This window comes from Paenibacillus sp. SEL1, from assembly GCF_054602535.1.
In genome coordinates, this window is sequence record NZ_CM137723.1 from 2,908,671 (window position 1) to 2,921,650 (window position 12,980).

Sequence of the window (12,980 nt, forward strand, 5' to 3'; positions counted from 1 at the left end):
ACTTTTATTCTTTCGAAAGAATGGTCTATAATAGAAATAGTTACATAATACGAGGAGGAACATAAAATGATTATTATTCATGCCGATATGAAAGTTTTACCTGAAAAAAGAGAGGCTTTTCTGCAACAAACCCAAGGGCTGGTCAGCGCATCCCAAGCTGAAGAAGGCAATGTACGCTACACATTAATGCAGGATCTGAATGATCCCAACGAATTTACGATGGTTGAAGAGTGGAAAGATGCTGCTGCTGTAGATTTCCATAATAATTCTGCCCATTTCCAGGCATTTGTTGCCGCGGCTAAAGAATTGTTGGCTGCTCCGCTTCAAGTGAATGCTTTTCAGGATGCAACTAAACTGTAATCATCCCGTTGGATCATTCATAATCAGGAACAGGAGGAATAGACATGGGGAACATTGCGGATATAACTGTACTGAATAACGGAGTTCAGATGCCTTGGCTCGGTTTTGGTACTTACAAGGCGGAAGGCAATGAGGTCTACGAAGCGGTCAAAACAGCTATTGAGGTCGGTTACCGTCACATTGATACAGCGGCGATCTACGGTAACGAGGAACTGGTTGGACAAGCCATTCGTGATAGTGGGACGTCTAGAGAAAATCTGTTTGTAACCACCAAGCTATGGAATCAGGATCAGGGCTACGATTCAACACTGCGTGCCTTTGAGGAAAGCCGTAAGCGGCTGGGTCTGGATATCATTGATCTGTATCTCATTCATTGGCCTGGCAAGGATAAGTACAAGGAAACCTGGAAGGCATTCGAACGACTGTATGAAGAAGGAAGCGTACGCGCTATCGGAGTTAGTAACTTCCAAGTTCACCATCTCGAAGACCTCCTCAAAGACAGCAACATGGTTCCTGTCATCAACCAAGTGGAGCTTCACCCTCGTCTGACTCAACAAGAACTGCATCAATACTGCCGGGAGCACCAGATTCAGCTTGAATCGTGGAGTCCACTGATGAAGGGGAAATTAACCGAGCAAGCGGACATCGTTGAGATTGCTGCCAAATACGGTAAAACCTCTTCGCAGGTTATTTTGCGTTGGCATCTGGATCGGGGGATTGTGACGATTCCCAAATCTGTAACCCCGCATCGTATTCGCGAAAATGCTGATTTATTCGACTTTGAATTGACGGCTGAGGATATTGAACGAATCAATGGTCTTCATCTTGATGAGCGTGTAGGCACGCATCCCGATAAGCTGCTGTTCTAATATTAAAGATTAAATGTACAAAGAACCTCCTATTCTACGTTAATCGTGGATGGGAGGTTCTTTTTTTATTTATGCATTGGGATCATCTCATACGCTTTTGTCCGTTTGGACAGAGTTACCACGTCCTGTATCCTACTGTTGATTTAATTTGCGATGCAGGAGGAAGGAGTAGAGGATGGGGGTGACGACGGATATACCCAGCCCGGTGAGAAAAATGACCGTCCCGGCCACTCCACCGACCCATGCCGCTACCAAACCCGAAGCACCACCGAGCATCATCATAGGTCCGCCGAAACGGTGCGTTTTACGCCACACCTCGGGGTTAGACAGAGTCCACGGCGTGCGGATACCGAAGGTATAGTTCGGCTGTACCTGAGTCAGAAAATTACCCATCACCAGCAGCAGCAGGCCTATTATCCCTAAAATTACAGAATTCATTTGCAGTCGTATGTTCAGGTTATACAGCAGCATTCCCCAACCAGCTATAGCGAGGATCAGGGAAGTACCTATACGCGTAACTTCATAGGCTTTTGAAAATTTCTCATAATTTGCTCTGTTGGGGTCCATGTAGCGGGCTAATCGAATGACCAGTGGTACTAGACCCAACAGCACGAGCATGATAATAGAACCACTTTTGCTCATATACCCGTCTGCTGTATTGTCAAAGCTAAAATGAGAGGCCAGCACATCGGGAAGTTGGTTATACAGTAGTAAAGCGCCTATAGCAGGTGATAAGGCAATCAAAGTCGTCAAAACATCCGTCAAGCTCCAAGGTGTTCGCAATTTCATTCAGATTCCTCCGCATCTTTAATATGATTCACATTTTTCTTGGCAGGGGTATCAGAGTGGGCGATACTGAACATCCAACCGATGACATCCGCCACAACCGTTGTATGCAGGGTGTAGATAATGTTTTGCCCCTGTCGTTCATCCAGCACCAGCCCAGCCTGCTTCAGGATATTGAGATGGTGGGAGATACTGGGCTTACTAATTTGAAAATGTTCAGCCACTTCGCCTGCGCTCATACTTTTCTCCTTTAAAAGCTGTAAGATTGTACGCCGGGTCGGATCAGCCAAAGCTTTGAAGGCATCGTTCAAAATACATTTCCTCCTTTAGATATTTAGATAATATTCTAAATATCTAACATCATAGTAAAATAGAGCTATACTACATGTCAATGGAACAAGTCATCATTTTAGAAAAAAGATTTAGATCAGACTCATTAGGTTTGTAAAAGGCAGCGAAGTTGGCTATAATTAATTTATAATAAAAATAAGAATCTTAATTTAAAGAAAATTGAGGAGGAAATATAAATGAAACACGTATTTCGTAAAGGAACTCATCCGCAAGCCCCAGTTATTTTGCTGTTGCATGGTACAGGCGGGAACGAACAAGACCTGATACCTTTGGCTGAGATGGTAGCACCGGGAGCTTCTGTGTTAGGCGTGAGAGGAAATGTGCTGGAAAATGGGATGCCGCGTTTCTTTCGCCGTTTGGCAGAAGGAGTGTTCGACATTGAGGATCTCGTATTTCGCACCAAAGAATTGAGCGAATTTGTGGACACAGCTGCAGAGCAATACGATTTTGACCGTAATAACGTGGTGGCTCTTGGCTATTCCAATGGTGCAAACATAGCCGCCAGCATGCTCTTTCACGATGCAAAAGCGTTACGTGGAGCTATTTTACACCATGCAATGGTGCCGTTGCGTGGGCTGGATTTGCCCGCTTTGAATGGTATCCCTGTATTTTTATCTTCCGGTGAGAATGATCCCATTGTTCCGATTTCGGAATCTCAGGAGCTGCAAGCATTATTGGAAGGGGCCGGAGCGCAGGTGGAAGCATATTGGGAACGCAATGGTCATCAATTGACGCGGACTGAAGCCGAAGCCGCAGGAAAGTGGTTTGGGGAGCATTTTAATGCATAAAATGATCCGATAGCGATCAAGCTACGGATTAGCGCTCTACTGAGCGACCCCATTATTAGGAGGCGACAAACGAATGGCAAAACCAGATAATCGAGCCGACAATGTTGAACATTTGCAACAAAGTATTCAGAACACACAGCAGAACCTGCATGAAGCTGAAGGATATCTAAACGAATTTTCCTCTGAAATCAGCAACGAGGAGCGTAAGCAGATCGAAGAAAAAAATAATCGTCGTAAAGAAAGTATTAGATCATTTCGAGAAGAAGTGAAGGACGAAGCAGCACATTCGCAAGAATAATTTAAAAAGCGCGACCCAATTCCGAGTTTCAATTGGAATTGGGTCGTTTTTTTATGCAAAAATCATCATAACCTCATACAATTCATTTTCCCCCTATAATGCAAGGGGGACGCTAATCTGCATTGAAAATAAATATTTTATAAATAATGTTGTTGTAAACTAATTTGTATTGATGTTAAATAATAAAAGAAAGCGCAATCATTTATGAATTAGGATTTCATCATGCGAAGGGGGAAGGATATGCTGCTGCAAAGAAAAAGCATGGCTTTGATGCTTATGGCGGTGGTTTTGATGGCTGGACTGCTGCAAGGCTGTTCTTTCAAGACCGATGAAAAGGATGGGCCGGGAACAGAACTTGTATTATGGACGTTCAATGAACTGCATGAGAAGTTTTTTCTGCAAATGGCTGACCAATGGAACCAACAGCACCCTGATGAACTGATTAATTTGAAAGCGAATACATTCCCTTATGATAACCATCATAGCAAGCTGTCGATTGCGCTGCAATCAGGGGTGGGAGCGCCGGATATCGCGGATATCGAGGTGAACAAGATCGGTAATTTCCTCAAAGGAATCCCGCAGCTGGTCCCGCTCAATCCGGTGATTGACCCCGAGATCAATAACATTGTGCCTTCCAGAGTACAGATTTACGGCAAAGACGGGAAGTATTACGGTATTGATTTCCATGTCGGGGCCGAAGTGATGTATTACAACAAAGAGATTATGGATCAGGCGGGGGTTAACCCGGATTCCATCGTCACCTGGGCAGACTATGCTGCTGCAGGCAAGCAAGTACTGGCGAAAACAGGCAAGCCAATGGCGACCTTAGAAACGAATGACCTGTGGAGCTATTGGCCGATGATCTCCCAGCAAAATTCAGATTTTCTGGATGACAGGGGCGAGTTGACGTTGGATAACGAAACCAATATTAAAACACTCGAGTTTCTTCAACAGATGATAAAAGACAAAATCGCTGTTCCCGCACCGGGCGGCGGGCATCACATGGAGGAATACTACGGATTTATGAACAAAGGTGGGGCCGCTTCGGTATGGATGCCGATGTGGTATATGGGACGTTTTACGGATTACATACCTGACCTAAAAGGTAAAATTATCATCAGACCCATGCCAGCGTGGGAAAAAGGCGGTTTTCGCTCAGCGGGTATGGGCGGAACCGGAACAGTAGTCACGAACCAATCAGAGCACCAGGATCTGGCGATGCGCTTTCTAGCCTTTGCCAAGCTATCCAAGCAAGGGAATGTGGAGATCTGGAAGCAGCTTGGTTTTGATCCCATCCGCAGTGAAGTGTGGACCATGCCGGAAGCCAAAGCCAAGAATAAATTTACGGAGTATTTCGGAACGAATATTTTTGACACGCTCATCGAAGTCAAAGATGAAATCAATGCGGTGCATATCGGACCGAAAACACCTGATATTGCCAGTGCTGTGCGCAATAAAATACTTTATCGGACACTACAGAATGGCGAAGATCCAGCCACGGTGCTACATGAGCTGGCAGATGAACTGAGATAGACCCCAACAGGAAAGGGAGTGAGATTCATGGCAACGCCCGTTCATACGAACGCTAATGTACCGACAGGTCAGCCGCCACAACCTCAGCGTCCGACCAGAAGCCGATGGAGTCGCTTTATTCATTCCAGCCGTACGGCACCGTATGTGTTTGTCCTTCCATTTTTACTGTCCTTTGCGCTATTTTTTGCCTATCCAGTCATCTCGACGGTCATTATGAGCTTTCAGGAAGTCCTGCCAGGGATAACAACTTATGTTGGACTGGAAAATTATAAGGACTTAATCAATCCTACGTTTGGAAAGGCGATATTGAATAGCGTCCTGTATACGCTGCTTACACTAGTCGTGCTGATTCCTCTGCCGCTGGTATTGGCAGTATTGCTGAATTCGCCTAAAATGCCGGGCAGAGGGTTGTTTCGCTCCGTGATGTTTATACCTGCACTAACCTCGGTGGTTGTAGCAGGAACGATCTTCCGCCTCATGTTCGGTGAATTGGATGGTTCGCTGATGAACTCCCTGCTGGGGGTATTCGGTCTGGAGCCTTACAAATGGCTAATGAATGCGAACACCGGCTTTTTAGCGTTGATTGTGCTGGCCTTATGGAGATGGTTGGGCGTAAATATGTTGTACTACATGTCGGGACTCCAGAACATTCCTCCTGAGTTGTATGAGGCTGCGCAGATTGATGGAGCCAGTCGTTTTGATTCATTTTGGCGGATTACGATTCCTATGCTGAAACCAGTAACGATCTACGTATTTACGATTAGCATTTATGCGGGTTTGTCCATGTTCACGGAGAGCTACATGTTGTGGAACGGAAATAACTCCCCGAACGATATTGGTTTAACAATTGTTGGCTATCTCTATCGCCAAGGTCTAGAGCAGAACAGTATGGGCTTCGGAGCTGCGGTGGGCATTGTATTGCTCGTATTTACACTAGTGCTGAACCTGATCCAGCTCAAATTTTTCGGCATGTTCCGGAAGGAGGATTAAGCGATGGCTCAGAAACAAAAAGGCTCGTTATCCGCATTGCTCGTTGTCCTGTTTATTCTATTTGCCGGATTTGCCCTGTTTCCGCTATTTGCTGTGACGCTTGCCTCGTTCAAGCCATCGACGGAGCTATTGCGCTACGGATTGAATCTTAAGCTGGAGTGGGACATCATGTCCCTGAAAAACTATGCGTTCATCTTTCAGGGGACGACGGATTATTTTCAATGGTACTGGAACAGTATTGTCATAACCGTCTTGTTTACGGTGTTATGTCTGATATTGTCCGCGATGGTGGGCTATGGTCTGGAGATGTACCGTTTTAGATTGAAAAATGTGATTTTCACACTGGTGCTGGTCGTGATGATGATCCCGGTAGAAATTATCATGTTGCCGCTCTACAAGCTAATGATCGGCATGAAGCTAATCAATACGGTATGGGGTGTAATTCTACCATTTGTCGTCGCGCCGATCCCGATCTTTTTCTTCCGTCAATATTTGAGTGGTGTTCCCAAGGACTTCATGGATGCTGCGCGGGTTGACGGCTGTTCAGAATATGGCATTTTCGTACGGATTATGATGCCTCTGATGGCGCCTGCATTTGCAGCAATGGCTATTTTGCAGGCGATGAACAGTTGGAATAACTTCCTCTGGCCGATGATTGTATTGCGTACCAACGACATGCTGACACTGCCAATTGGACTGTCCAGTCTGCTGACGCCATATGGCAACAATTATGATGTGCTGATCGCGGGGTCCGTTTTGGCTATTTTACCGATTCTCGTCGTGTTCCTGTTCTTCCAGCGTTACTTTATTGAAGGGATGACGGCAGGCGGAGTAAAAGGATAATCGGAAAGGTATTAAATACAGCAATGGAGTACAAGAAATGTGCAACGTCAGAAAAGGCTGATCGGGCAGTGTCCCGGTCTGCCTTTTTTTAAGATTCGATTGATTTTCATTCTCATTTTCATGACTATCATCTGCACAAGCTATGGGTAAACGTGGTATGATATTTGAAAGATTTCAAATACAGAAATATTCAGGCGGAGCGTGGAGAACCTATGGAACCAACAGAAACCCAGAGAACTGACCCGGCCATGGCGTCAGCCGTTGGCATGGAGGATATTGTACGAGCGCATCATATGCTGCGTGAGGTGATTGTACGTACACCTTTACAGAGGGATGCCGTCCTATCGGCCAAATATAACTGTAATGTGTATCTGAAAAGAGAGGATCTCCAAGTCGTGCGGTCCTTTAAAATCCGTGGAGCTTACAACATGATCCGCAGCTTGACTCCTGAGCAAATGGAAAAAGGCATCGTGTGTGCGAGTGCGGGGAATCATGCGCAAGGTGTGGCTTTTTCATGTAATGCACTTGGTATCCACGGTAAAATATTTATGCCGAGTACAACGCCTAATCAGAAGGTGAAGCAGGTTCGTCGCTTTGGCGGTAACAGTGTAGAGGTCATTCTGACCGGAGACACGTTTGACGATGCTTATGATGAGGCCATGAAGGTGTGCAGCGAGCAGGCAATGACCTTCATCCATCCGTTCGATCAGCCGAAAATTATTGCGGGCAATGGTACGATTGCGATGGAAGTGATGGAGAGCCTAGATACACCTATGGACTATGTGTTCGTAACGATTGGCGGCGGCGGTTTGGCGGCAGGCGTAGGTACGTATGTTAAAACCGTGAGTCCGTCCACCAAGGTAATTGGCGTGGAGCCCCTCGGCGCGGCGTCGATGACGGAAGCGATGCGTTTGCGCAAGGTCGTTACACTGGATCAAATAGACAAGTTTGTTGACGGAGCTGCGGTGAAGCGTGTGGGTCAGCTGACATACGATATTTGTAAACACACCTTGGACGATATTGTGAAGGTACCGGAAGGCAAAGCATGTACCGCGATTCTGGAACTGTATAATGAAAATGCGATTGTTGTGGAGCCTGCGGGTTCACTGCCTGTGGCAGCACTTGATCTGTATCGCGAGCAAATTCAAGGCAAAACGGTTGTCTGTATCGTCAGCGGTGGTAACAACGATATAGATCGTATGCAGGAGATTAAGGAACGGTCCCTAATTTATGAAGGACTGAAGCATTATTTTATGGTGAATTTCCCACAAAGAGCTGGGGCACTGCGTGAGTTTCTACAGGATGTGCTTGGACCGGACGACGATATTACTAGGTTTGAATATACGAAAAAGAATGATAAGGAAAATGGACCAGCTCTGGTCGGCATTGAGCTGTTCCACAAGGAAGACTATCTTCCTTTAATTGAACGAATGAACCGCAAGGGGCTTAAATATACGGAACTGAACAAAAACGAAAATCTATTTAATATGTTAATTTGAAAAGGAGCCTACGGGCTCCTTTTTATGTATAATGCATAGTTTATAAATTTCTTTTTATTTGAAATAAAGCGTTTACAAAAGTGAATGTGATAGGTTAATATATGGGTAACTTCATAAGTATAAACACTAATGTAATAGGTGTGTCACCTGAATTTCATTATAAGATACTCATTCGGAGGTGCGAAGGAATGTTGAAAGCATGGAAAAAATCAGTACAGAGTAAATTGACCCGAACGGCGTTTGCTGCTGTAACCTCGGCTGCTTTAATGCTGTCAGTGATGCCATCTGCATCCGCAGAGCATTGGGCGTTAACTGGCGATGTGGCAGTGCATGATCCGTCCATTACGAAGGAAGGCAACGCATGGTATATTTTCTCCACAGGGCAGGGGATACAGGTTCAAAGATCGGACGACGGACGCAATTTTTACAGATTGCCGCAAATATTCCTGTCGCCGCCATCATGGTGGAAATCGTATGTACCTAAGCAAAAGCCTAACGATGTATGGGCACCGGATGCTCAAAAGTATAATGGACGGGTATGGCTGTACTATTCCATTTCTACTTTTGGTGCCCGGACCTCGGCTATCGGACTAGCCTCCGCAACGAGTATTGGCGCGGGGAGCTGGAGAGATGATGGACTAGTGCTGCGTACGACGGATGCTAACGATTACAATGCCATTGACCCGAATCTCGTCATTGACGCTTCAGGTAACCCGTGGCTTTCCTTTGGTTCATGGAATTCAGGCTTGAAAGTGACTCGACTGGACAAAAATACGATGAAGCCTACGGGCCAGATCTATTCTATCGCCAAGCGTACGGCTGGTGGTTTGGAAGCGCCACATGTTACATACCGCGACGGCTATTATTATCTATTTGCTTCCATTGATAACTGCTGCAAAGGCGTAGACAGTAATTATAAGATTATTTACGGTCGCTCTACTAGTATTACCGGACCGTATGTGGACAAGAGCGGAAAAAGCTTGATGGATGGCGGTGGAACGATACTGGATGCGGGGAATGACCTTTGGAAGGGACCGGGTGGACAATCTGTCTATAACAACAGTGTGATTGCACGTCATGCCTATGATGCCACTGATGGTGGAAATCCAAAGCTTCTGATTAGTGATTTGAAATGGGATTCGGCAGGCTGGCCTACGTACTAAAAAGAGGACGGTTTGGAGTCACCTGTGTAGTAAAATCATATAGATATATTCAAAAACTGTTCCTCCTAAGGGGAACAGTTTTTGGCTTGCAATGTCATAGAAACATGCTATTATGTATCAAGTTGATAATAATTATCATTATCGTACGAGAGATGTGATGATTTTCAGGTACGGAGGGAGTGACCTCACCAAATGCAGTCTAAAGACAGCATGGACAAACATACAGCTCTGACAGAGAGGGAAGTTCCTAAAGTAGTCATAACAGCACCTCCAGTTCTTCGAGCGGGTAGGATTCGGCAGGCGTTGTTGTTCACAGCTTCGGCAGTATTGTTGGCTTTGGCCATATTCGCCGCCATTTCTCTCGGAGCCAAGGACTTGACCGTAAGCACCGTGTGGTCGGCAGTATTTCACTATGATCGTTCGCTAATGACACATCAGATCATTCACGAGCTGAGATTACCGCGTGTACTGGGTGCAGCTGTTATTGGAGCTGCGCTGGCGGTGGCAGGCTCTCTGATTCAGGGTATTACACGCAACCCGCTGGGAGATACAGGTGTGCTGGGCATTAACGCAGGAGCGATGTTTGTAGTTGCTGTGAGTTTTGCCTTTTTCCCCAATCTACCTTATGGGACGTTAATTGTATTGTCGTTCCTGGGGGCGCTGATGAGTACCTTACTAGTATTTGGTCTGGGAGCATCTGCACCGGGAGGATTGACACCTATGAGATTGACGGTGTCTGGAGCTGTGACGGCTGCCTTGTTAGGTTCCATGACTTCGGGGATTGCGATTTATTTTGATCTAAGTCAGGATTTAGCCTTCTGGTATGCGGGTGGTGTAGCCGGAATTAAGTGGTCGCAGCTTGAGATTCTTGCACCGATTTTACTTATGGTGATCGCCTGGTCTATGGGGCTGGCACGTTCCATTTCGCTGATTTCGATGGGCGATGAGGTGGCGTTAAATCTTGGCTTGAATCTCAGGCGTATCCGGCTTTTGGGTCTGCTGACTGTAGTAGTACTGGCTGGACTCTCTGTATCGGCTGCCGGAGCCATCGGCTTTGTAGGTTTGGTTATCCCACATATCGCTCGCAAGCTAATAGGTGTGGATTATCGCCAGATTGTGCCGCTGTCTGCGTTATTGGGAGCCGTGCTACTGGTGCTGGCAGATTTGGGAGCGAGAATGGCAAATCCACCAGAGGAGCTAGCTATCGGAATTATGGTGTCTTTTATCGGAGTACCCTTTTTCCTCTTTCTCGCCCGTAAGGAAAGGAGGGATTTATAGTGAGACGCTCTTTAGGGACCGGGGATACAAGGACGACAAAGGCTTGGCTCGTTTGTTTGGTATTGGCGGGGATCAGCTTTGCCGTCCTTGTTTTGGGTTTGAATACCGGAACGATTCGTATTCCACCGCTACGCGTGCTGGATACGTTGTTTGGCGGTGGCAGTGGACGTGATCATATCGTTCTGTTCGAGTATCGTCTGCCTCGTATTGCTGTAACGGTGCTGGCTGGAGCGGGACTAGGTGCAGCCGGGGCGGTCATGCAAGGCTTGTCACGGAACGCACTCGCTGATCCCGGAGTTCTGGGACTTCACGCAGGGGCTGCGTTGGGGCTGGTAATGTTCGTTAGCTTTTTTCGCGATCTGGAGGGATCAGCCGCCGTTCTGATCCCCTTGTTTACCTTTGCAGGAGGTGTGATTGCGGCCGTGCTGATTGTTTTGTTGTCCTATAGCCGCAGCAGAGGAATCGTGCCCGTGCGTCTGATTTTGTCCGGCATCGGTGTAGCCTCGGGTCTTAGCGCCATAACGCTGTATTGGTCGTTGCGGTTGGATGAGGATACGTACGCATTTACTGCACGTTGGTTGGCCGGCAGCGTTTGGGGCCGGGACTGGATACATGCAACGGCTTTGCTGCCTTGGATAGTCATTGTTTTACCCTACGTTCTGTCGCAGACGCGTAGTCTGAACAACCTGTCGTTGGGCGACGAGACCGCAGCTGGAATCGGCACAAGTGTGAAGCACCAGCGCCTATTACTGCTGGGCGCAGCCGTGGCTCTATCCAGTGCCAGCGTATCCATGGCTGGAGGCATCGGTTTTATTGGGCTGATTGCACCTCATCTGGCTCGCCGTCTGGTTGGGCCGATGTACCAGCATTTGCTGCCAGTAGCTTGTTTGGTCGGGGTCGTCATTCTGGTCACCGCAGACACGATTGGGCGTTCGGTGTTTCAGCCGAATGCGATTCCCGCAGGTGTGGTGGTTGCTGTGGTAGGAGCTCCGTATTTTTTATTCCTGCTGTCCCGAACAAAATGACAGAAGGAATAGGTACATATGAAATCATATGGTGCAAGTGATACAACCCGCTGAAATTAATAACTAAGTAGAAGCCTTCTATATGGATCATTATAATGTAGAGTTTCTGTGGCATAGGAGAGAGTAATCATGAGAAAGCACAAATTTGAGGGTTCAGGTTTTAAACGTTCATGGGTAGTCACAACTCTTGTTGTATGCATGATCATGCTGTCCGCTTGCGGTCAAGCAGCCGACAAGCAGGCTACCGATACGAAAGCGGCTGGCAGTGCGCAGACAACCATTAGTGCGGATTCGCGTATTGCTTCGATGTCTATTCATTTGACGAACAACCTGCTGGCATTGGGCATTACTCCGGCTGGTTCGGTCATTGGTGGAGATGTGAAGGATTTTCTTCCCCATGTAAAAGATCGTCTTCAAAATACCCGTAAGCTAGGTGTTGTCACAGACCCGGATATGGAAGCGGTACTGGAGCTTCAACCTGATCATATTTTCTTGGATAAAAAATATTCGGGAACCGATGTGGCCAAATTTGAAAAAATTGCGCCAACCGAAGTTTTTGATCTGGATGAAGGCACATGGAAGGATCAATTGAAAAAAATAGCCGTTATGGTCAAACATGAAGCACAGGCAGACGCATTTCTAAAAGATTATGATACACAGAAGGAACGAGTCAAAAAGCTGATTCATTCAAAAATTGGGGACGGAACGGTTATGGCTGTACGTGTGACGGCGAAAGAGGTCCGTGTTATGGGGATGAAGCGTCCGGTAGGGCCGCTGCTGTATCAGGACTTGGGCTTGAAGCCAGCCAAAGGTGTAGAAAAGATCAACAAGGCTTATCAGGTTGTTTCCCAAGAGGTTTTACCGGATTATGATGCTGATGCGATCCTTGTTATCATCAGTAAAGGCGCGGATGCCCAAAAGGTATACAAGCAGCTGGAAGGAAATACAGTATGGCAAGGTCTCAAGGCGGTGAAGCAAGGGCATGTCTACATGTTGGACGGACAGCCTTGGCTGGACTATTCCGCGACGGGACATAAAATTGCTCTGGATAATGCAGAACAACTATTTTCCAAATAAGTTCTAAAGTATATCAAGCCGTATTCCCCCATGCAGCTTCTTGCAGGCCAGGAATACGGCTTTTTGGCGCACACCCATGCTGTAAGTCGGTTGCCTGATCGAAATGAAAAGGAGCTGCTG

The 12,980-nt window shown here is 46.7% G+C and carries 14 protein-coding genes; 12 read left to right on the forward strand and 2 right to left on the reverse strand.

Translation table 11 applies throughout. The annotated features are described in order from the left end of the window. Nucleotides 1-66: 66 nt before the first annotated feature. Both ACYCSE_RS13335 and ACYCSE_RS13340 read left to right on the forward strand, forming a co-directional pair. Nucleotides 67-360, forward strand: coding sequence for a putative quinol monooxygenase (locus ACYCSE_RS13335; protein WP_459698371.1), 294 nt, complete (start codon nucleotides 67-69; stop codon nucleotides 358-360). 44 nt (nucleotides 361-404) lie between these two features. Continuing rightward, entirely contained in the window at nucleotides 405-1,229 is an 825-nt protein-coding gene (locus tag ACYCSE_RS13340; RefSeq protein ID WP_459698372.1) for an aldo/keto reductase, read from the forward strand. A 132-nt stretch (nucleotides 1,230-1,361) separates the two neighbouring features. Here ACYCSE_RS13340 and ACYCSE_RS13345 read toward each other — a convergent pair whose 3' ends face one another. Next, nucleotides 1,362-2,018, reverse strand: coding sequence for an SdpI family protein (locus tag ACYCSE_RS13345; protein WP_254351178.1), 657 nt, complete (start codon nucleotides 2,016-2,018; stop codon nucleotides 1,362-1,364). Beyond that, nucleotides 2,015-2,326, reverse strand: coding sequence for an autorepressor SdpR family transcription factor (locus ACYCSE_RS13350; RefSeq protein WP_061830867.1), 312 nt, complete (start codon nucleotides 2,324-2,326; stop codon nucleotides 2,015-2,017). The genes ACYCSE_RS13345 and ACYCSE_RS13350 overlap by 4 nt, the downstream gene beginning before the upstream one ends. Nucleotides 2,327-2,542: 216 nt before the next feature. Here ACYCSE_RS13350 and ACYCSE_RS13355 point away from each other — a divergent pair, with 216 nt between their 5' ends. The 10 genes from ACYCSE_RS13355 to ACYCSE_RS13400 all read left to right on the forward strand — a co-directional run bounded on the left by ACYCSE_RS13355 (nucleotide 2,543) and on the right by ACYCSE_RS13400 (nucleotide 12,860). After that, complete coding sequence (locus tag ACYCSE_RS13355) at nucleotides 2,543-3,154, forward strand: alpha/beta hydrolase (protein WP_061830865.1); 612 nt, start codon at nucleotides 2,543-2,545, stop codon at nucleotides 3,152-3,154. Between the two features lie 73 nt (nucleotides 3,155-3,227). Continuing rightward, nucleotides 3,228-3,452 (forward strand): small acid-soluble spore protein Tlp, encoded by a 225-nt coding sequence (gene tlp / locus ACYCSE_RS13360; protein WP_013308822.1) that lies wholly within the window; start codon nucleotides 3,228-3,230, stop codon nucleotides 3,450-3,452. A 240-nt stretch (nucleotides 3,453-3,692) separates the two neighbouring features. Next, complete coding sequence (locus ACYCSE_RS13365; protein WP_459698373.1) at nucleotides 3,693-4,985, forward strand: ABC transporter substrate-binding protein; 1,293 nt, start codon at nucleotides 3,693-3,695, stop codon at nucleotides 4,983-4,985. 27 nt (nucleotides 4,986-5,012) lie between these two features. Continuing rightward, a complete protein-coding gene (locus ACYCSE_RS13370) occupies nucleotides 5,013-5,975 on the forward strand; it encodes a carbohydrate ABC transporter permease (protein WP_023987071.1) in 963 nt (320 codons plus the stop codon). A 3-nt stretch (nucleotides 5,976-5,978) separates the two neighbouring features. Beyond that, the gene (locus tag ACYCSE_RS13375) at nucleotides 5,979-6,818 is read left to right on the forward strand and encodes a carbohydrate ABC transporter permease (protein WP_029517136.1); all 840 of its coding nucleotides are present in this window, start codon (nucleotides 5,979-5,981) and stop codon (nucleotides 6,816-6,818) included. 212 nt (nucleotides 6,819-7,030) lie between these two features. Next, complete coding sequence (gene ilvA / locus ACYCSE_RS13380) at nucleotides 7,031-8,317, forward strand: threonine ammonia-lyase IlvA (protein ID WP_459698374.1); 1,287 nt, start codon at nucleotides 7,031-7,033, stop codon at nucleotides 8,315-8,317. Between the two features lie 188 nt (nucleotides 8,318-8,505). Continuing rightward, nucleotides 8,506-9,480, forward strand: a complete 975-nt coding sequence (locus ACYCSE_RS13385) for a glycoside hydrolase family 43 protein (protein WP_459698375.1) — start codon at nucleotides 8,506-8,508, stop codon at nucleotides 9,478-9,480. A 258-nt stretch (nucleotides 9,481-9,738) separates the two neighbouring features. Continuing rightward, a complete protein-coding gene (locus ACYCSE_RS13390; RefSeq protein WP_420488441.1) occupies nucleotides 9,739-10,758 on the forward strand; it encodes a FecCD family ABC transporter permease in 1,020 nt (339 codons plus the stop codon). Continuing rightward, a complete protein-coding gene (locus tag ACYCSE_RS13395; RefSeq protein ID WP_459698376.1) occupies nucleotides 10,758-11,783 on the forward strand; it encodes a FecCD family ABC transporter permease in 1,026 nt (341 codons plus the stop codon). The genes ACYCSE_RS13390 and ACYCSE_RS13395 overlap by 1 nt, the downstream gene beginning before the upstream one ends. Nucleotides 11,784-11,912: 129 nt before the next feature. Continuing rightward, a complete protein-coding gene (locus tag ACYCSE_RS13400; RefSeq protein ID WP_459698377.1) occupies nucleotides 11,913-12,860 on the forward strand; it encodes an ABC transporter substrate-binding protein in 948 nt (315 codons plus the stop codon). The last annotated feature ends 120 nt before the right edge of the window (nucleotides 12,861-12,980 follow it).